General features: G+C 68.3%; 21 protein-coding genes. 10 read left to right on the top strand and 11 right to left on the bottom strand.

All coding sequences use genetic code 11. The features are described from left to right. Positions 1–43: 43 nt before the first annotated feature. Complete coding sequence (locus AC1DW3_RS14285; RefSeq protein WP_477931987.1) at positions 44–793, top strand: SDR family oxidoreductase; 750 nt, start codon at positions 44–46, stop codon at positions 791–793. 3 nt (positions 794–796) lie between these two features. Here the strand turns inward: AC1DW3_RS14285 and AC1DW3_RS14280 are convergent, their stop codons facing one another. Beyond that, a complete protein-coding gene (locus AC1DW3_RS14280; protein ID WP_477931986.1) occupies positions 797–1,471 on the bottom strand; it encodes a Crp/Fnr family transcriptional regulator in 675 nt (224 codons plus the stop codon). A gap of 80 nt (positions 1,472–1,551) precedes the next feature. Between AC1DW3_RS14280 and AC1DW3_RS14275 the strand changes: the two genes are divergently transcribed. The 4 genes from AC1DW3_RS14275 (at position 1,552) to AC1DW3_RS14260 (ending at position 4,738) form a co-directional block, all read left to right on the top strand. Continuing rightward, positions 1,552–2,307 carry a class II aldolase/adducin family protein gene (locus AC1DW3_RS14275; RefSeq protein WP_477931985.1) on the top strand — a complete coding sequence of 252 codons (756 nt, stop codon included), beginning with the start codon at positions 1,552–1,554 and terminating at the stop codon, positions 2,305–2,307. 4 nt (positions 2,308–2,311) lie between these two features. After that, entirely contained in the window at positions 2,312–3,184 is an 873-nt protein-coding gene (locus AC1DW3_RS14270; protein WP_477931984.1) for a bile acid:sodium symporter family protein, read from the top strand. Positions 3,185–3,332: 148 nt separating this feature from the next. Continuing rightward, the gene (locus AC1DW3_RS14265) at positions 3,333–3,947 is read left to right on the top strand and encodes a glutathione S-transferase family protein (RefSeq protein ID WP_477931983.1); all 615 of its coding nucleotides are present in this window, start codon (positions 3,333–3,335) and stop codon (positions 3,945–3,947) included. A gap of 104 nt (positions 3,948–4,051) precedes the next feature. Next, a complete protein-coding gene (locus AC1DW3_RS14260) occupies positions 4,052–4,738 on the top strand; it encodes a dioxygenase family protein (RefSeq protein WP_477931982.1) in 687 nt (228 codons plus the stop codon). Between the two features lie 5 nt (positions 4,739–4,743). Here AC1DW3_RS14260 and AC1DW3_RS14255 read toward each other — a convergent pair whose 3' ends face one another. From AC1DW3_RS14255 to AC1DW3_RS14230, 6 genes are all read right to left on the bottom strand, one after another. Then, entirely contained in the window at positions 4,744–5,610 is an 867-nt protein-coding gene (locus tag AC1DW3_RS14255; RefSeq protein WP_477931981.1) for a hypothetical protein, read from the bottom strand. A gap of 6 nt (positions 5,611–5,616) precedes the next feature. After that, complete coding sequence (locus tag AC1DW3_RS14250) at positions 5,617–6,006, bottom strand: hypothetical protein (RefSeq protein ID WP_477931980.1); 390 nt, start codon at positions 6,004–6,006, stop codon at positions 5,617–5,619. A 72-nt stretch (positions 6,007–6,078) separates the two neighbouring features. Next, positions 6,079–6,477 carry a hypothetical protein gene (locus AC1DW3_RS14245; RefSeq protein ID WP_477931979.1) on the bottom strand — a complete coding sequence of 133 codons (399 nt, stop codon included), beginning with the start codon at positions 6,475–6,477 and terminating at the stop codon, positions 6,079–6,081. 104 nt (positions 6,478–6,581) lie between these two features. Then, positions 6,582–8,108 carry a Do family serine endopeptidase gene (locus AC1DW3_RS14240; RefSeq protein ID WP_477931978.1) on the bottom strand — a complete coding sequence of 509 codons (1,527 nt, stop codon included), beginning with the start codon at positions 8,106–8,108 and terminating at the stop codon, positions 6,582–6,584. A gap of 325 nt (positions 8,109–8,433) precedes the next feature. Continuing rightward, positions 8,434–8,673 (bottom strand): hypothetical protein, encoded by a 240-nt coding sequence (locus AC1DW3_RS14235; protein WP_477931977.1) that lies wholly within the window; start codon positions 8,671–8,673, stop codon positions 8,434–8,436. A gap of 285 nt (positions 8,674–8,958) precedes the next feature. Further along, positions 8,959–9,882 (bottom strand): LysR family transcriptional regulator, encoded by a 924-nt coding sequence (locus tag AC1DW3_RS14230; RefSeq protein ID WP_477931976.1) that lies wholly within the window; start codon positions 9,880–9,882, stop codon positions 8,959–8,961. A 153-nt stretch (positions 9,883–10,035) separates the two neighbouring features. Between AC1DW3_RS14230 and AC1DW3_RS14225 the strand changes: the two genes are divergently transcribed. Further along, complete coding sequence (locus AC1DW3_RS14225) at positions 10,036–10,911, top strand: pirin family protein (protein WP_477931975.1); 876 nt, start codon at positions 10,036–10,038, stop codon at positions 10,909–10,911. A gap of 345 nt (positions 10,912–11,256) precedes the next feature. Further along, positions 11,257–11,889, top strand: coding sequence for an isochorismatase family protein (locus tag AC1DW3_RS14220; RefSeq protein WP_477932144.1), 633 nt, complete (start codon positions 11,257–11,259; stop codon positions 11,887–11,889). Positions 11,890–12,127: 238 nt separating this feature from the next. Here the strand turns inward: AC1DW3_RS14220 and AC1DW3_RS14215 are convergent, their stop codons facing one another. Next, on the bottom strand, positions 12,128–13,081 hold the full coding sequence (locus AC1DW3_RS14215) for a GlxA family transcriptional regulator (protein ID WP_477931974.1): 954 nt from the start codon (positions 13,079–13,081) through the stop codon (positions 12,128–12,130). Between the two features lie 119 nt (positions 13,082–13,200). Here AC1DW3_RS14215 and AC1DW3_RS14210 point away from each other — a divergent pair, with 119 nt between their 5' ends. Beyond that, on the top strand, positions 13,201–14,196 hold the full coding sequence (locus tag AC1DW3_RS14210; protein WP_477931973.1) for an SLAC1 anion channel family protein: 996 nt from the start codon (positions 13,201–13,203) through the stop codon (positions 14,194–14,196). Here the strand turns inward: AC1DW3_RS14210 and AC1DW3_RS14205 are convergent. Genes AC1DW3_RS14205 through AC1DW3_RS14195 form a run of 3 tightly spaced genes read right to left on the bottom strand, consistent with a single transcriptional unit; the run spans position 14,189 to position 16,419 of the window. After that, positions 14,189–15,529, bottom strand: a complete 1,341-nt coding sequence (locus AC1DW3_RS14205) for an ATP-binding protein (RefSeq protein ID WP_477931972.1) — start codon at positions 15,527–15,529, stop codon at positions 14,189–14,191. The two genes, AC1DW3_RS14210 and AC1DW3_RS14205, sit on opposite strands and share 8 nt — an antisense overlap. Next, positions 15,526–16,203, bottom strand: a complete 678-nt coding sequence (locus tag AC1DW3_RS14200) for a response regulator (RefSeq protein ID WP_477931971.1) — start codon at positions 16,201–16,203, stop codon at positions 15,526–15,528. The genes AC1DW3_RS14205 and AC1DW3_RS14200 overlap by 4 nt, the downstream gene beginning before the upstream one ends. Positions 16,204–16,206: 3 nt before the next feature. Then, a complete protein-coding gene (locus AC1DW3_RS14195) occupies positions 16,207–16,419 on the bottom strand; it encodes a cysteine hydrolase family protein (protein ID WP_477931970.1) in 213 nt (70 codons plus the stop codon). 127 nt (positions 16,420–16,546) lie between these two features. Between AC1DW3_RS14195 and AC1DW3_RS14190 the strand changes: the two genes are divergently transcribed. Together AC1DW3_RS14190 and AC1DW3_RS14185 are read left to right on the top strand one after the other, a co-directional pair. Continuing rightward, positions 16,547–18,763: a phosphocholine-specific phospholipase C gene (locus AC1DW3_RS14190; protein ID WP_477931969.1), complete on the top strand. Its 2,217-nt coding sequence runs from the start codon at positions 16,547–16,549 to the stop codon at positions 18,761–18,763. An 8-nt stretch (positions 18,764–18,771) separates the two neighbouring features. Further along, positions 18,772–19,401, top strand: a complete 630-nt coding sequence (locus AC1DW3_RS14185) for a choice-of-anchor R domain-containing protein (protein ID WP_477931968.1) — start codon at positions 18,772–18,774, stop codon at positions 19,399–19,401. Positions 19,402–19,420 lie beyond the last annotated feature (19 nt).

Below are 19,420 nucleotides of genomic sequence, written 5' to 3'. Positions count from 1 at the left end.
TCCTATCGTGAGGTCGTCGCCACCCCCTCATGAAAGCACCTCGATGAAGACCATCCTGATCACCGGCTGTTCCTCCGGCTTCGGCCTCGAAACCGCACGCCTGTTCCTCGAACGTGGCTGGCACGTGATCGCCACCATGCGCACCCCGCGCGAAGGCTTGCTGCCCCCGTCCGAGCGGCTGCGCCTGCTGCCGCTGGATGTCACCGACGCCGAAAGCATCCGCCGCGCGGTGGCGGCCGCCGGGCCCGTCGACGTGCTGGTCAACAACGCCGGCTTCGGCGCGCCCGCGCCCTTCGAGCTGACGAACCCCGGGACCATCCGCGAGCTGTTCGAAACCAACACCTTCGGCACGATGGCCGTCACGCAGGCGGTGTTGCCGCAGATGCGTGAGCGCCAGTCCGGCGTCATCGTCAATGTGACCTCCAGCGCCACGCTGAAGCCGCTGCCGCTGGTGGGCGTGTACCGCGCGGCCAAGGCGGCGGTGAATGCCTTCACCGAGTCGCTGGCGAGCGAGGTCGACCACTTCGGCGTGCGCGTGCGCATCGTGCTGCCTGGCTCCTCGGGCGAGACGAGCTTCCGCGACACGGCACGGTCCTACCTGCGCGGCATGGACGACGCGGTGTACGGCGAGTTCATGACCCAGGCCATCGCCCGCATGCAGGCGTCCACGGGCGCAGGAACGCGCGCGAAGGATGTGGCCGAGGCCGTCTGGCGTGCCGCGACCGATCCGTCGACACCCATGCGCATCCCGGCCGGCGCCGACGCCGTGCAGTGGGCCGCCGAAGCTGAGTGAACCCTAGGCGCCCAGCCGGTCCAGCAGCGCGGCGTCGAGGATGTCGATGCTGCGGTAACCCAGCTTCAACGCGCCCGCCTTGGCCAACTCGCCCAGCTCCTTGCTGAGGGTCTGGCGCGTCAGGCCCAGCATCATGGCCAGCGCCTCCTGCGACACCGGCAGCTGCCGGCGCGGCTCGATGGCCTGCGTGGCATCGCCGCGCGCCAGCAGCGCCAGCCGACGGGCCAGGCGGGCGCGCGTGGGCCGCAGCGTCGCGTCCTCGACGATGCCGAACAGCGTGCGCAGCCGCCCGGCCATCAGCCGGGCCAGCGCCGTCGCGAAGACGGCGTCCCGCATGAAGCGCGCAAAGGCCTCGGCCGGCACCGCGAACACGGCCGTCGCGCCGACGGCGGTGGCATCGTGCACGCGTGGGCCGCCGTCCAGCAGCGAGATCTCGCCGAACCAGTTGCCCGGCTCCAGCACCGCGAGGATGGACTCGCTGCCGTCCGCCGCCACGCTGCTGGCCTTGATCGCGCCGCGGCAGACCGCGTGCCAGTCACCCGGCGCGTCGCCCTGGCGGAACAGCACCTCGCCGGCGGCCAGCTTCTGCACCCGGCCAGCCGCCAGCACGGCCTCGGCCAGTGTCGCGGGCAGCGTGGCGAACCAGGGGTTGGCGCGCAACAGGTCGGATTCGGGCATGCCCTGAATTGTCTGGTTTCAGACAGAGGGCCCAGCCCCTCGCATGCCCCAATCGCGGCACAACAACCCAGGAGACCGAGATGACGACGACCGTGCGCAACCAGGTGAGCGCTGAAGAATGGGCATTGCGCGAAGACCTCGCCGCCTGCTACCGCCTCGTGGCATGGATGGGCTGGGACGATCTCGTCTTCACCCACATCAGCGCCCGCGTGCCCGGGCCCGAGCACCACTTCCTGATCAATCCCTATGGCCTGATGTTCGACGAGATCACGGCCAGCAGCCTCGTCAAGGTGGACGGCGAATGCCGCAAGGTCATCGAGTCGCCCTATCCGGTCAACCCGGCCGGCTTTGTCATCCACAGCGCCGTGCATGCGGCCCGGCATGACGTGCAATGCGTGCTGCACACCCACACCACCGCCGGCGTGGCCGTCAGTGCCCAGGCTGGTGGCGTGCTGCCGATCTCGCAGCAGTCCACCTTCGTGCTGGCGTCGCTGGGCACGCATGGCTACGAGGGCGTCGCCTTCCGCCCCGACGAGGGCCCGCGGCTGCAGGCCGACCTGGGCGCCAACACCTTCCTGCTGCTGAAGAACCATGGCCTGTTGACCGTGGGAGCGTCGGTCGCCGATGCCTTCCTGGCCATGCACGCCTTCGAGGCCACCTGCCGCATCCAGCTCGCCGCGCAGAGCGGTGGCGGCCCGTTGACCGAGGTGCACCCGGCTATCCTGCGCGGCACCGCCGAGGCCATGCGCGTGCAGACCGGCGGCATGGGCGGCGCCTTCGTCTGGCCAGCGCTGCTGCGCAAGCTGGACCGCCTGGGCAGCAACTACAAGGACTGAAGCCATGACCACTGTCGTGCTGACGAACGCGCTGCTCGGCGTGCTGGCCATCGTCATGGCCGGGCTGGGCCTGTCGCTGACCGTGGACGACTTCCGCCGCCTGCGCGAGCATCCGCTCGCCGCGCTGTTGGCGCTCGCGCTGCAACTCCTCGTGTTGCCGCTCGCCTGCGTGGGCGTCATTGCCGCCTTCCATCTGCCACCGCTCTACGCCGTCGGCCTGATGCTGCTGGCCGCGTCACCAGGAGGCATCACGGCAAATCTGTTCAGCCATCTGTTCGGCGGCCATGTGGCGATGAATCTGTCGCTGACGGCGCTGAACACGCTGCTGTCCCTCGTCACGCTGCCGCTGATCGCCAACTGGGCCATCGCCCACTACGCCGGTGGCGGCCAGGTCGTGCCGCTGCCGTGGCAGAAGCTGGCAGAGGTCATCGGCGTCATCGCCGTGCCGGTGCTGGCCGGCATGGCGGTGCGCCGCATGCGGCCCGACATCGCGGCGCGGCTGGACAAGCCCGTCAAGGCGCTGTCGGCCGTGCTGCTGGTGGTGCTGACGGTGCTGGCCATCGCCAAGGAACGCGAGGCCCTGCTCGGCGCCGCGGGCGAGCTGGGCGGCGCGGTACTGGCTTTCAATCTGCTGAGCCTCTCCGCCGGCTATGGCCTGGGCCGAGCGGTGCGGCTGCCGCGGCCGCTGTGCATCGCCATCGGCTTCGAGGTGGGCATCCACAACTCGACGCTGGCGCTCTACCTGGCGCTTGGCGTGCTGCAGCAGTTCCCGGTCGCATTGCCGGCGGCGCTGTACTCGGTCAGCATGTACCTCACGGGTCTGGCCTTCGGGTGGTGGCTGCGACAAGGGCCCCTCGCCCGGTCTCGCGCTGGCTGAACGCCGGCAAGCCCGGTCGGTCCCCCGAGGGGACGGCGATGCCCACGGCTTCGAGCCGCGAGCACATCGCCCAAGGCGGGCCGGCTTGGGAGCGGCCCGGCGCTCGGCCCGCAGTGCAGCGGTGGCTGGATTCAGGGAAGATCGCTGTATGAAACTCCTTGGCCGCCTCACTTCCATCAACGTCCGCAAGGTCATGTGGACCGCCGCGCAACTCGACCTCGCGCTGGAGCGCGAAGACTGGGGCGCGGGCTTTCGCTCGCCGCAGGAGGCGGGCTATCTGGCCATGAACCCCAACGGCCTGATTCCCGTCCTCATCGACGGCGATTTCACGCTCTGGGAGAGCAACAGCATCTGCCGCTACCTGGCCACCAAGGCCGGCGCGACCAGCCTGCTGCCGGCCGAGCCGCAGGCGCGCGCCCGGGTCGAGCAGTGGATGGACTGGCAGGCCGGTGAGCTGAACAACAGCTGGCGCGTCGCCTTCATGGCCCTGGTGCGCGGCCAGCCGGCCACGCCCGAGGCCGTCCAGGCCGGCGTGGCCAACTGGAACAGGCACATGGGCCTGCTCGATGMGCAGCTCGCCAGCACGGGGGCCTTCGTGGTTGGTGCCGATTTCACGCTGGCCGACGTCGTGCTCGGCCTGTCGACGCAGCGCTGGAAGAACGCACCCATCGAGCGCGTGGCATTGCCTGCGGTGGATGCCTGGATGCTGCGCCTGAGCGCGCGGCCCGGGTTTGCCGAGTTCGTCGACAACGGCATGCCTTGAAACCCTTCCTCAAGATGGGGGTCGGGCCCCCCCGGCGGCCCTTCTCCAGCGCTGGCATGAAGCCTAGGATGGGCTGACAAATCACACTGCGAGCGAGGGCTGCCATGTTGACTCCGACTGCCACTCAGCACGACGGTGACCCTCATCCAACGCCGGCTTCGCGGCTGACCCGTCGCCATCTGCTGCTGGGCGCCGCCGGGTTCGCAGGCGCTTCGCAAGCCCTTGGCGAAGACACGCTGCGCCACGAGACGGCCGAAGACGCGCTCGGGCCTTTCTATCCCCTGAGCCTGCCCAAGGACCAGGACTTCGATCTCAGCCGCATCGCCGGCCACAAGGCCCGCGCCCTCGGCCAGCTGCTCTATGTGAGTGGCCGCGTGGTCAACCCGCGTGGCGAGCCCATTGCCAATGCGGTGCTGGAGATCTGGCAGGCCAACGCGGCCGGGCGCTATACCCACCCGGGTGACACCAGCGCCGCGCCGCTGGACCCCGACTTCCAGGGTTATGCGCGCATCCGCAGCGGCCCGGACGGCAGCTATCGGCTCAAGACCATCCAGCCCGGCCTCTACGGTCCGCGCACCCGGCACATCCACTTCGACGTGCGCGGCAAGGCCTCACGGCTGGTCACGCAGATGTATTTCGAGGGCGAGGCCGCCAACGAGGCCGACCCGCTGCTCAAGCTGCAGGAGCCCGAGGACCGCAAGACGCTGATCGCCCGCCCCGGCACGCCGACGGCCCGGCAGGAGAGCGATGCGCTGGCCGTGTCCTGGGACATCGTGCTGGCCTTCGGTTGAGCGCGCTAGGGCTTGGCGCGCAGGGTCTCGATGATCTGCTGGCCAGTGGTCTTGGCCGTGGCCAGTTGCTCGGGCGTGGGGAGGGCCTTGAAGCGGATGACCTTCTGCTGCATCAGCTGCTTGACCAGGTCCTGGCCCTGCTTGCCTGTCAGCTCGCCATAGGCGAAGAGATAGCCCAGCTTCTCAGCGTCGTCCAGACCCCAGGCGTCCGGCGCAATGATGGCGCCGAACAGGCTGCCTGCATGTCCGGAGCGGGCGTCACGACGCAGGGTGTCCAGCACTTCCTGGCGCATGGCCGCCGTCAGCTCGTCCGGTTGCGTCACGCCGGCGTACTTCGCGGCCGCTTCGCGGATGCCGCCGCGCATGGCGCGTAGGGCCAGTTCGCCCAGCATGGCCTGGTGCTGGGGCGTGATGGTCTGGCAGCGCCGCGCCTCGGCATCGGCCTCCTGCATCAGCTGGGTCATCATCTCCGGCGACACGCCCACGCTGCGCATGTGCTCGAAGCTGTTGCGCCGGTCGGCATTGGAGGCGCACAGCTGCAGCCATTTCATGGCCTCCCAGGCCGCGGCCGCATCACCGCCGGCCATGGCGCGATCGATGTGCGGGCCATAGCCCTCGGAGCCGACGCGCGCTGCGGCCGGCTTGGCGGCGGACGCGGGCCTTGCAGTCGCCATTGCCGGCTTGGCAAGCGCCGCGGCGTTGCTGGCGGCTGTGGGTGCGGAGGGCGGCAAGGCCAGGGGTAGTGCGGCCACGGCTGCGGCCTCGGGTTCCGGGACCGGCGCCTTGGCCGGCGCGCTCAGGCCGAACCAGAGGGCGGCGGCGGCGGCGGTGCCGACGGCGATCAGGATCAATACCCAGCGGAAGGCGTCCATGGCGACTCAGCTCGCGAAGTTGTAGCGCACGACGGCCACCGTCAGCGCGAACAGATAGCCGCAGGCGAAGCGGTCGATGCGCAGCACCGGGTCGCCGCGGCGAGCGCGCCACAGGCCCATCAGCGTCATCGCGAAGCCGGCGATGACCGGCGTGATGACGAGATTGACCAGCCGCGGCCAGCCATCGTGCGTCAGGTGCTGCGGCATCAGCCACAGGCTCAGCGCGCCGACGATGCCGCCCAGCAGCAGATAGCCGAGCGCGGCCATCCAGATATTGGGCTGCTTGCGAAAGGGCTCGGCCACGGCGTGCAGGCCGAGCTCTACGAGCAGTTCGCCGAAGACCTGGAAGATCAGCTCGAGCAGCAGTTCAAACAGGATTTCCAGGGTTGCCTCCACGCACGCTGCGTGCTGCGCAGCCTAGCTCAGCGCGGGGCGCGATTCAGCGAACGCTTGATCGTTCGTGAGTTTTTACGTTGGGGCTGGTGAGGTGGCGCCTCGCAACGCCCATGCCGTCCAGGCGGCCCCCGCCACATCCACAAAGCCGAACAGCAACAGCTGCAGCGGAGCACCGGCCAGCAGCACCAGCATCACGCAACCCGTGCAGAAGGCCAGCCGCCCCGCGATCGTGGCCCGGTAGAAAGCGATGGCACCGGCGCGGCCGCAGGCCCAGTAGTAGTAGCCGACAACGAGAGCCAGCAGGCCGACGACGCGGATCCAGATCTCTGAGGGTGTCGCGATGCCGAGCGGGCTCAGCACGGTGCCGGGGCTGGCGATCAGGCCCACGCCGGTCAGCATGGCGTAGACGCCGAAGGCCAGCATGCTCAGCGTTGCGGGGTCGGGGCTTGCGGTCCGGGTAGCGGTGGTCATCCGGGTCTCCTCGGCAACGGATGCGCCGATTCTCCGCAGAACACGCCCTGGGGGAAAGGCGGGCCGGCCCGGCCTGCACGGCCCCGGCCGCCCGCCTTCAGAGGTCAGCCGAGTCGCACCGGCACAAAGATCTGCTGGCCGTCGCGCGCCACCAGCAAGGCCACCGAGGCCGGCTTGCCCTTCAGTGCGTCGCGCACCTGCTCGACGTTCTGCACCGGCTTGCCGTTCAGGGCCAGCAGCACGTCGCCGGGCTGCACGCCGGCCAGTTGGGCCGGACCGGTCACGCGCTCGATCAGCAGGCCATGGTCCAGGCCCGAGCCGCGCAGCTCCTGGCGCTCCAGCGGGCGCAGCGCCAGGCCCAGCGAACCGCCCTGGGGCGAAGCGCTGGCTTCCTGCGTGTCCTTGTCGGCACGGCCCAGGCTGACGGTCTCGCTGACACGCGACTTGTCGCGCCACAGCTCCAGCTTGAGCTTCTCGCCCGGGCAGGCCAGGCCCACGCGGCTGGACACATCGCCCGCCACGCGCACCGGCTCGCCGTCGATGGCCGTGATGACGTCACCGGCCTTCAGTCCGGCCTTGGCGGCGGCGCTTTCGGGCATGACGCTGGACACCAGGGCGCCGTCGGGCGCACCCAGGCCGAAGGACGAGGCCAGCGGCGCCGACAGGTCCTGCAGCGTGACGCCCAGTCGCGCATGCTCGACCTTGCCGTGGGCGACGATCTGGTCCTTGACCTTCAGGGCCACGTCCACGGGAATCGAGAAGGCCAGGCCCTGGAAGCCGCCGCTCTGCGAAAAGATCTGCGCGTTCACGCCGACGACGCGGCCGGCCGCGTCGAACAGCGGGCCGCCCGAGTTGCCGGGGTTCACGGCCGCGTCGGTCTGGATGAAGGGCACGACGCTGTCGCCCGGCAGCGAGCGGCCCTTGGCGCTGACGATGCCCTGGGTGGCCGTCTGCTCGAAGCCATAGGGCGCGCCGATGGCCAGCACATAGTCGCCCACCTGCACCTGCTTGGGGTCGCCCAGCTGCACGGTAGGCAGGCCCTTGGCGTCGAGCTTGAGCACGGCGATGTCGGTGGCGGGGTCGCTGCCCAGCACCTTGGCCGAGAACTCGCGGCGGTCGCTGAGCTTGACGGTGACCTGCTTGGCGTCGCGCACCACATGGGCATTGGTCAGCACGATGCCGTCGCTGCTGATGATGAAACCGGAGCCCTGGCCGCGGAAGGGCTGCGGGCCCTGCTGGGGCATGCGCAGGCCGGGAATGCCGCGGAAAAAGCGGAAGAAGGGGTCATCGTCACCGCGCGCGACCGGGCCTTCGTCGCCGTCGTCATTGCCGACCTTGTGCAGGCCGGCCACCGTGATGCCGACGACGGCMGGGCCCTGGGTCTGCACGATGGCGCGGTAGTTAGGCAGCTGGGCGGGCGGCAGGCTGACGGCCGGCGCGGCCGTGGTGGCCGCTGCCAGGGCCACGGTGGTGGAGGCGACGCTGCCGGGCGTGGCGTCGCTGGTGGCCGCGGCGGGCGCCTTGTGAAACCCGGGCAAGGTCCAGCCCGAAGCCGTGGTGGTCAACGTCACACCGGCAGCCAGCAGCGCAGCGGCCGCGGCAGTTACCGTCAATTTGGCGGTCTGGGTCATCGAGAACTCTCCTCTAGGGGCGGGCTGCGGCGCAGCCGTTGCCGTGGACTCTAGGGAGGGGAGGTGAGGGCTCGATGAGGGGAAGGTGAGGTGAAAGTTAAGGCAGCTTGGGACGTGGAGTCTGCGGTGGGGACTTCAGGCTGGGAGCAGTCTTCAACGGCGGCCGTTCAATTCGTCCAGGACCTTCAGCGCGAGGGCGACTCGTTCCCAGCCTATTCCTCTGTTGTGGCGTGACAGATTCTGTTGGCATGTCACGTCCTCCGACACTTCGATGGACTCGACCTGGTTGTGCGAAGGATAGTTTTCGACCGACCCGTCTTCTCGATCATGGAGGCGTCAAGTCGATGCCGAGCATCGAGCCCAGGCCGAATGTCAGGAACAGCAGGGCGACGAGCAACAGCATGAAGACAACAACCGCCTTTGCGACCGCCCAAAGCAGCGCGCGCTGTGACTCTGGCCCCTTCTCTCTTTTCGCTTTGTCGTAGTGCCACTTGATGGCGATGAACATTCCGATTCCCAGCACGCTCACCTTGAACACAATGAAGACGGTGGGGACCAATTCCATGATTTCGATGTTCCGGACTTCCGCTTGACGCTGTCTTTCGTGAGGCGAACGAGCACAGCAACGGCTTGCCACTGTGCCCTCGGCGAGATGAAAGAAACAGGTTCAGATTCGTAGAAAGCGAACCGGATCAGATGGGCGCCTGCGCGGGCCAACGCGACGGATTGGTAGTGAAGTCACTCTGAAAGCGCCGTGCTGCAACGCGAGAGCGAATTGAGCACTGTATTGATCGAAATTTCCCAAGGCGAGCGCTATGACCACAGCACCACCGCGTGCCTGCCTGGCAACCTACGGTGGCTGCGGTGTCAAGGTCGCATCCAGTTGGCCGAGTTTCTCGACGACGAGATCAATGAACGCCGACACCGCCAGCGGCAGATGACGCCGGCTGGGGTAGAGCACAGTGAGGCCGTGTCCGGGACGCTGGTATTCGGGCAGCACGGGAACAAGGCGTCCGGCCCGCAAGTCATTGATGATGACGGCCCTCGGAAGCAGCGTGATCCCCAGCCCAGCCAGCGTGGCCTTGCGAAGGGCCTGCGCCGTGTTGCCGCTGAAGCGAGCGGCAACCTGCACAGCCTCATCGATGCCGTCCGGTCCGGCCAACCGCCAGGTCACATCACTGCTGCCAGACTGCGCGAACGTCACGCAATCGTGTTCCAGCAGGTCCTGTAGCGCGTTGGGCGCACCCCTCGCTGCCAGGTAGCCCGGGCTGGCCACCAGCCCGTCGTTGCCGGTGCAGAACACATGCCGCCCGACGTATGCCGAGTCCTCAAGGGGACCGCCACGAAACGCCACGTCGATGCGATCCGCGATCAGGTCCGCCTTTGAATCGCTGAGCACCAAGGCGAGTCGAACCTTGGGATAAGTTGCCAGGAACTCGGCGATCCACTCCATCACGAACAAGTCGAGAAAGTCGGCCGGGGCGCCAACGCGAACAAGTCCACTCGGCTCCCGGCTTCCCGAGCTCAGCTCTTGCCCGGCTTCGAAAAGTCCGGTGACCAGACCGGCGCAACGCGCGTTGAACTCCTCGCCTGCGCTGGTGAGCGTGAGCTTGCGGGTCGATCGTTGCAACAGCCGGGTGCCGAGGTGTTGTTCGAGCCCCTGGACTCGCCTGCTGACGGTGTTCGATGGCACGCCAAGCTGCCGCGCCGCGCCCGCAAAGCTGCCGCTGCGCACGACGCGCACGAACAAGGCGATGTCGTTCAGATCGAGCATGAGCACCTATTAATTCGATTTTTGGACGGATGCACTCCGATAGCGCCGCCTAGTACATCGATCCTAGCGCTCCTATCGTTCACGCATCGAATGCAGCAGCCCAGGCGTCATGCCTTCGCCGAGCGCACTTCACATCAAAGCCAAGGACGACCGATGACCGCATCACAAGCCATTTCTGGCAATCCGACCCTCGATCAAGCATCGAGCGCCGGCGTGCGGGCCATCGTCCACCGCACGCATGGAAGCACCCATGGACCGATCACGCGGCTGGTGAGCCCGAGTGACCTCGGCGAGCTCTTGAAGCCGTTCGTGTTTCTCGACCTCAACAGTTTCGCCCCCGATGTTGGCAGCCAGGGTTTCGCAATGCATCCGCATTCGGGCATCGCCACGCTGACCTTCGTGATGACAGGCAACCTTCGCTACGAAGACACGACCGGCAAGAAGGGCGTGCTGCCCGCTGGCGGGGTGGAGTGGATGCGCTCCGGCAACGGCGTGTGGCACATCGGTGCACCCGTCGGCGACGTGCAGATGTCGGGCTTTCAACTCTGGGTCGCCTTGCCGCCCTCGGAAGAAAACGCACCCGCGGAAAGCCTTTACCTGTCACCTTCAGATGTTTCGCACGAAGGCCCTGCCCGTGTGCTGCTCGGAAGCTACGGCAAGGTCCGGAGCCCGATTCCAGCGCCTTCGGGCATGAACTACCTGGCCGTGAGCTTGAAGGACGGCGAACGCTGGCGGTACACGCCGCCCGCCGGCCACACCGTGGCCTGGTTTGCGGTCAGCGTGGGAGGAGTCGACGTGAATGGGATGGTGGGCACCGGTGAACTCGCCGTGTTCGAGGAATCGGAGCAAGCCATCGACTTCGTCGCCCACGGCGACACGTCCTTCGTCCTCGGCTCGGCGGTGAAGCACCCACACGACTTGGTGATGGGCTACTACTCGGTGCACACCAGCAAGGCCGCCCTCGCACAGGGGGAGGCCGAGATTCAGCGCATCGGCGCTGAGTTGCGGCGTGACAAGCGGATCGGCTAAAGCACCGTCATCGGCGTCGACCGCTTGGTTTCCACCGAGTTATCTGCGAATTCAGCAACCAACCAATTGAAATTATTTGCCCACCGGGGCCGCACCATGCCGCACGTACTGGTCGACGACATATTCATGCGCTGGAATGCACGATTCCCCGCAGCCTAGAACAGCACATCTAGTTCCCCATTTGAAAGTATCAGCCCATCGGAGAATCACATGAAGCGTAGAGAGATGCTTATTAGCGGCGCCGCAGTTGGCGGAGCGACATTGCTGACAACGGCGGCGACAGCGGCAAACCAAGCCGCCGCGGCTGCAGGAGGTGTATCCAGTTCCGAAAACAAAGGAAATGAAATGACAAACAAGTGGATGATTGACCCCAAGGATGCTGTATTGCTGCTGATAGACCATCAGAGCGGCTTGTTCCAGTTGGTCCGTGATATGGAGTACAGAGAACTCCGCAACAACGTAGTTGCGCTTGCGAAGGTAGCGAAGATCGCGAAGATCCCGACCGTTGTAACGGCATCAGTTCCCGACGGTGCTAATGGCCCAAGCATTCCCGACATCCTTCTGAGCAACCCCGATGCGGTGTACGTTCCGCGTAACGGCCCGATCAACGCATGGGATCACCGCCCCTTTGTCGAAGCCATCGAGAAGACCAAGCGGAAGACACTGCTCATTGCAGGCACGCTCACGAGCATTTGCATGGTATTTCCTGCACTGAGCGCCCTCGCACAGGGATATAAAGTGTTCTGCATCGTGGATGCCTCGGGTAATTGGTCGAAGATGGCAACCGACATCTCCATTGCCCGGGTCACGCAGGCGGGCGCAATGCCAATTGACACATTTGCGGCGATTACGGAGGTGATGCACACGTGGAATCGCCCAGACGCGATGGAATTCGCCAAAGTCTTTGTAGACCACGTCGAACCCGCATATGGGGCGTTGTTTGAAAGCTATTACGCGGCACAGAAAGCCGTGAAATAGCTTCAGACAAAAACTGGACTTGGGTCACCTGGCGACAGGTGGCCCCTCAGCCTTCCGTAGCGCTCTGTCCGAAGAGGGCGACGGCGGGGGCTGTCGCCAATGCGCCAGCGCCAGTTGTCGTGAAGACCGCTTATTGGCGCTTTGCGTGAGTTCGAGCGAGGGCAACGAACGCCAGCAATCGCTGCAAAGCGAGCGTCCGCTATTTGATCCTGGGCCCCACGTCCTGGACCTCGCGGGATTACTTCGCAAAGCGCCTGCGGTACTCCGCCAAACTGACCCCCAGCCTTCGCGCAAACGCGCGCCTGAAACCGTCCGCATTCGCATACCCCACCGCATCCGCCAGGCGCTTGGCCGGCAGGTCCGACTCCTCGGCCAGGCGGCGGGCGGCGTCGATGCGGGCGTGATCGACAAAGGCCGCGGGCGTGGTGCCGGTCTCGCTGCGGAAGGCCCGCGCGAAGCTGCGCTCGCTCATGCCGGCGCGCGCGGCCAGCGCGGGCACGGAGAGATCGCCCTTCAGATTCGCCAGCACATGGTCCTGCATGTCGCGCACCTTCGAGTGCTCGGACGTCTGGGCGGCCAGGTGGGCGCTGAACTGGCTCTGGCCACCGGGGCGCTTGAGAAACATCACCAGCTCGCGCGCCACGCGCAGTGCCAGCTCACGGCCGTGGTCCTCTTCCACCATCGCCAGCGCGAGGTCCATGCCGGCCGTCACGCCGGCTGACGTGAAGAGCTTGCCGTCCTTCACGTAGATGGCGTCCGCCTCGACGCAGGCCGCCGGGTAGGCCGCCGCGAGGCGGGCCGTGGAGTTCCAGTGCGTGGCCACGCGCTTGCCGTCGAGCAACCCGGTGGCCGCCAGCACGAAGGCGCCGGTGCACACCGAGCCGTAGCGCCGCACCGTGCGCGACTGGCGCCGCAGCCAGTCCTGCAGCGGCGTGTCGCTCGCCATGTCCTCGATGGCGGGGCTGCCCGCCACCAGCAGGGTGTCGATGCGCCCGCGATGCGTCGCCACGGTCGCGTCCACGGCCAAGCGCAAGCCGCAGCTGCTTTTGAGCCAACCTTCCTCGCCGGCGATCAACTGCACCTGATAGGCCCGGGGATTGCCGAGCTGGCGCGCGGCTTCGGCAAAGACGTCGGCGGGCCCGGCGACGTCGAGCAGTTGGAAGCGCGGAAAGGCGAGGATGGCGACACGCATGGCGGGCTGTGGCCGATAAGGCCCGATGACTGGCAGAAAACGACGCGGCGTGGAAGACACGTCCGGGCGAGTCTGGCAGAAACTGCTTGCACCAGCAAATTCAGCCACGAGTGACCGTCATGCAGATCCTGTACACCGATTCGGCCCCGCTCCTTCCCGCTGCCCATGCCGGCGGCTCCGTTCGCAACCTGCCGGTGAGCCTGTTCGGCTCGGTCATGGGGCTTTCAGGGCTGGCGCTTGCGTGGCGCCTGGCGCGCGGCGGCCTGGGCGCGCCGGCCTGGGTCGGCGAAGCCATCGCAGCCTTGGCCTTGGGGGTGTTCCTGCTGCTTTCGTTGGCTTATCTCGCCAAGCTCGCCCTGCATCCGCAGGCCGTGCACGCCGAGTTTCAGCATCCCGTGGCCGGCAATTTCTTCGGCACCATCGCGATTTCCTTGCTGCTGGTGTCCGCCCTTGTCGAGCCCTACGGCGCGGCCGCTGCCCACACACTCTGGGCGGTTGGTGCGCTGGTGACGTTCGCTCTGTGCTTCGTCGCGATCTCCCGCCTGCTCAAGGGCCAGGTCGACTTGTCGCATGCGGTGCCGGCGGCGTTGATCCCCGGCGTGGCCACGCTGGACATCGCCGTGACGGGCCGCGCCATGCCCATGGCCTGGGCAGCGGAACTCAACCTGATGGCGGGCGCCGTCGGCGCCGTGCTGGCCTTGCTGCTCTGCGTTCTGATCTTCAGCCGGCTCGTGCATCGCGACCCGCTCGCGCCCGGCATGACGCCGTCGCTGATGATCCTGGTGGCGCCCTTCGCCGTGGGCTTTCTCGCCTACAGCAATGTCGCCGGTGGCATTGACCGCTTTGCCGCGGTGCTCTTCTACTTCGCGCTGTTCATGTTCGCTGTGGTCGCACCCAAGGTGTTTCGGCCCAGCATCAGCTTTTCTCCGGCCTGGTGGGCGATCGGCTTCCCGCTGGCTGCCTTGGTCAATGCGGCGTTGAAGTACGCGGAGTTCCGGGACAGCGGCCCACTCTGGGTGCTTGCCGCGGTGCTGCTGGGCCTGCTGAGCCTGGCCTTGGCGGTTCTGGCCGTGCGGACAGTGTGGCTGCTGCTCAACGGCAAGCTGTTCACATGAGGCCCGCCGCAGCCCCCGAGTGAGCGCCCGGCCAGGCCACCTCCACCCGCAGCCCGCCCAGCGGCGAGTCGGCCAGGCTGACGCTGGCCCCCTGCTGCCGCGCCGCCGCCTGCACGATGGCCAGGCCCAAGCCGCTGCCTTCGACCGTCGAATCCTCACCGCGCTGGAAGCGGCCGAAGACGCGCTCGCGCGCTTGCAGCGGAATGCCCGGGCCGTCGTCGTCCACGCGCAGCAGCGGCGCGCCGCGAAGGCCGCGCAAGGCGCTCACCTGCACCGTCCGGGCGCCGTACTTGACGGCGTTGTCGATGAGGTTGCGCAGCGCGCCGCGCAGGGCCTGGGGATCGCCGGTCAGGGGCAGCGGATCGGGCGCCGTCAGCGACACGGCGACACCGGCCTTGTCGGCCAGGGCCTGCACATCCGCCACGGCCTGGCGCGCCAGGTCGACGAGGTCGAGCGGCAGCGTCGCCGCCGACGCGCCCGGTTCGGCGCGGGCCAGCGCCAGCAACTGCTCGACGAGGTGCACCGCACGGTCGATGCCGCCGCGCAGGCGGGCGATGGATTTGTCCTGCTCTTCTCCGGGCGCCGCGTCGCGCAGCAGGCCCAGCTGCAGCTTCAAGGCCGTCAGCGGCGAGCGCAGCTCATGGGCCGCGTCGGCGACAAAGCTGCGCTGGGCGTCGAAGGCCGACGCCAGCCGCCCGAGCAGGTCGTTGAAGGCCTCCACCAGCGGCGCCACCTCGCCGGGCAGGTCGGCGGTGGGCAGGGGGTCGAGCGCGTTGGCACCGCCGGCCTGGGCCGCGCGGGTCACGCGGGCCAGTGGCGCCAGTGACACGCCCAGCAGCCACCAGATGGCCGCCGCGACCAGCGGCAGGGCCACGGCGACGGGCACGACGCTGCGCAGCGCGGCCACCGCGGCCAGGCGCTGACGCACGGCCAGCGGCTGGGCCACCTGGACGACGCGCAGCGGCGTCGCCGCGCTGAACACGCGCCAGTCCTGCCCGGCCAGGTGCAGGTTGGAGTAGCCCAGCACCGCGCGCGCCGGCAGTGCCTCGGTCATGCCCTGGGGCCGGCTGGAATAGATCTCCAGGCCCTGCACGGACCAGATCTGCACCAGGTAGTCGAGGCTGGGGTCGGCCAGCGCCGCGGCCTCGTCGCCAGCGATGCGGCCCTGGTCGCGCAGCGACAGCGCCGTCTGGCGCAGCTGGTAGTCGAACAGCTCGTCGGCTTCGGCACGCACGCTGACATAGGTGGCGCCGGCGACCGCCAGGGCCGTCACGGCGCCGAGGAGGGCGAGCAGCGCGAAGAGGCGGCCGCGCAAGGTGCCCAGCCACTTCATGGCGCGCCGCCTTTTTCAGGGCCGGCGTAGTAGCCCAGGCCGCGCACGGTATGCAGCAGATCGGCACCGAGCTTCTTGCGCAGTTGGTGCATGTAGACGCTGATGGCGTTGCTCTCCAGCTCCTCGCCCCAGCCGTAGAGGCGGTCCTCGAGCTGGGCGCGCGACACGATGGCGCCGGGGCGCTCCAGCAGTGCCTGCAGCAGGGCGAACTCGCGCGCCGACAGCAGGATGGGTTTGCCAGCCCGCGTGACCTCGCGCGTGGCCGGGTCCAGGCGCAGGTCGGCCACGGCCAGGGCCGTGTCGGTGCGGCCGCCGTGGCGGCGTGCGAGGGCGCGCAGCCGAGCCAGCAGCTCGTCCAGCTCGAAGGGCTTGACGAGGTAGTCGTCGGCGCCGGCGTCCAGGCCGGCCACCTTGTCGCTCAGCGCGTCGCGCGCGGTCAGCACGATGACGGGTGTCGCGTCACCGCGGGCGCGCAGGCTCTTCAGCACGTCGATGCCGCCGCGCTTGGGCAGGCCGAGGTCCAGCAGCACGGCGTCGAAGCGCTCGCCGCTGGCCAGCACGCCATCGGCGGCCTGGCCGTCGCGCACCCAGTCGGCCGCAAAGCCCTGGCGGCGCAGCGCCTCGCGCAGGCTCTCGCCGATCATCGTGTCGTCTTCAACGAGAAGGAGGCGCATGGCTCAGCGGGCCAGCGCGGGCTGGCACTCGGCGCCGGGCCAAACCGGCCAGAACGGCGAGCCGGGCGTGCGCGAGATTTGGGGCACGTGGACGACGGCGCGGCGCCAACTGTCAAGCAGGCGGACGATCTGGGTTTCGGCCTGCGGGTTGTTGCGGGCACCGGACGGGGGCCAGGTCATGCCGACCTGCATGTCGATGATGAGGAGCACGGGCATGGCGCGAGGTTAACGTCATCCACTGCAAGGCCCCCTAGCCACGGTACTGCCACCGGCTTGCCACAAACCGTGAGCAGAATTTTCCGAACGGCGCGCATCGCGCCTTCGAGCCGAGAGGATGCAAGACATGACGAAGATCAACCGCCGCGCGCTGCTGCGCGGTATGGCAGGGGCGGGCGCCGCGGCCGCGCTGCCCGACAGCATCCGCCAGGCGCTGGCCGTCCCCGCCCAGGGTGCGACCGGGACCATCGCCGATGTCAAGCACATCGTCGTGCTGATGCAGGAGAACCGCTCCTTCGACCACTACTTCGGCACGCTGCGGGGCGTGCGCGGCTTTGGCGACCCGCGCGCGGTGAAGCAGTACGGCTCGGGCAAGCCCATCTTCGAGCAGCCCAACCTCAACGCGGCCGGCGCCACGCAGAACCCGCCGACCATCTTRCCCTTCCACCCCACCGCGGCCAACCTGGGCCAGCAGTTCCTGACCGGCCTGCCGCATGCCTGGGCCGATGCGCACAAGGCCTGGAACGACGGCCACAACGACCGCTGGGTGCCCGCCAAGGGCAAGGTCTCCATGGCCTATCTGCAGCGCGCCGACATCCCGTTCTACTACGCGCTGGCCGACGCCTTCACGATCTGCGACGCCTATCACTGCTCGATCATGGCGTCGACGGACCCTAACCGCTACTACCTGTGGTCGGGCTGGTGCGGCCAGAACGGCACGCTGCCGGGTGGCATCAATGTGACCAACACCGGCAGCACGCCGGGCACCCTGGCCCTCAATGCCAGCGGGAGCAACGCCGGCAACGGCACGCCGCCCCAGGGCCCGGTCGTCAACAACGCCGAGCAGGGCTACAACTGGACGACCTACCCCGAGCGTCTGCAGCAGGCCGGCGTCACGTGGAAGGTCTACCAGGACGTCGGCCACGGCCTGGACGCCACCGGCTCCTGGGGCTGGGACGGCGCCAATCCCTACATCGGCAACTACGGTGACAACGCGCTGCTGTACTTCAACCAGTACCGCAATGCGCTACCCGGCAGCCCGCTTTACGAGCGCGGCCGCACCGGCACCAACCTGCTCAATGGCGGTGCCTTCAACAACGGCACGCTGTTCGACCAGCTGCGCGCCGACGTGCTGAACGGCACGCTGCCGCAGGTGTCGTGGATTGCCGCGCCCGAGGCCTACAGCGAGCACAGCAACTGGCCCACCAGCTATGGCACCTGGTACATCCAGAACGTGCTGAACGCGCTGACCGCCAACCCCGCGGTCTGGGCCAGTACGGTCTTCATCATCTGCTTCGACGAGAACGACGGCTTCTTCGACCACATCGTCGCGCCCACGCCGCCGGCCACCGCCGCGCAGGGCAAGTCCACGGTCAGCACCGTCAACGAGATCTATCCTGGGGCCGGCAGCTACGCGGCAGGCCCCTACGGCCTGGGCGCGCGCGTGCCCATGCTCGTGATCTCGCCGTGGAGCAAAGGCGGCTGGGTCTGCTCCGAGACCTTCGACCACACCTCCATCATCCGTTTCATCGAGAAGCGCTTTGGTGTCGTGGAGCCCAACATCTCGCCGTGGCGCCGCGCCGTCTGCGGCGACCTGAGCTCGACGTTGGACTTCACGCTACCCAACGCGACGGCCGCGCGCCTGCCCAGCACCGCGTCGTACGCGCCGCCGCAGGCCGACGTTGTCAGTGGCAAGAAATACAGCACCTACACGCCACCGGTGCCGGCCAACCAGGCCATGCCGGTGCAGGAGAGCGGCACGCGGCTGGCCCGTGCGCTGCCTTACGAGCTGCAGGCGGACTGGACGCCGCTGTCCAGCAGCGGCTTCAGCCTCGACTTCGCCAACACGGGCAGCGCCGGCGCCTGGCTGCATGTGCGCACGGCCAATGGCTGCGTCGCCGGCGGCGGTACCGGCCCCTGGGGCTACACGGTGGAGACCGGCAAGACCTTGGCCGACACCTGGACGACGCCGGCCGGTGGCGCCTACGACGTGAGCGTGAACGGCCCCAACGGCTTCTTCCGTCGCTACGCCGGCAGCCTGGATGCGGGTGCCGCGAAGCTGACCGTGCGCGGCAGCACCAGCCGCGCGACGGGTGGCCTCTCACTGACCGTGACCAACGCCGGCAAAGCGGCCGTGACGGTCACCGTGACGGACCGCTACACCAACGCCAGCTCACACCAGGCGCTGCAGCCCGGTGCCAGCTTCCGTTCCGATTGGTCGCTGCAGACCAGCTCGCGCTGGTACGACCTGGCGGTGAGCGCCGACGGCGACGCGCGCTTTCTCGCCCACTTCGCCGGCCACATCGAGACCGGCGCCGCCGGCATCAGCGACCCCTTGCTCTGAGGATCACCATGCACTTGCTTCGCACCCTGCTGACTGCGGCTATCGTGGCGGCGATGCCCTCCGCCCACGCCGCCACGCTGTTCGACAACCTCGCCGGCTCCCGTGACGGCGCCGATCCGCTGCTGAGCTTCGGCCCGCTGGCCGACTCCTTCAACACCGGCGCCAACGCCGGCCTCGTGCTGACCCAGGTCACGGCGCTGCTGAAGAGCGACAACGCCCAGGTTGTCGGCGACGTACTCGTCAGCCTGCACGCCGACAGCGCCACCGGCCCCGGCGCGCTGATCGCCACGCTGGGCACGCTGTCCAGCGCGGCGGTGGCGACGACCGACTTCGCCGCCTACACCTTCAAGCCAGCGGCCGGTGTCCAGCTCGCCGCCAACACGACCTACTGGGTCCAGCTGGAAGCTGTCGGTGCGAACGCGGTGGAGTGGTCCTGGTCCCAGGACCTGAGCGGTCCCGGCGTGGCCGGTGGCGCCAACTACAGCGCGACGCTGGGCCTCAGCGCCAACGCGGCAGCCGCGCCCTACCAGCTGTCGGTCGCCGTGCAGGCCGTGCCGGAGCCGGCTTCGGCCGCGCTCCTGCTGGGCGGTGCCGGCCTCATCGGCCTCACCGCGCTCGCGCGCCGCCGCAAGGGCTAAATGTCAAGGTTGTCCTCGA

The organism is Roseateles sp. P2_H4 (assembly GCF_056403315.1).
The sequence above is the reverse complement of the archived record's forward strand: the minus strand, read 5'-3'. Positions and strand labels throughout refer to the sequence as shown.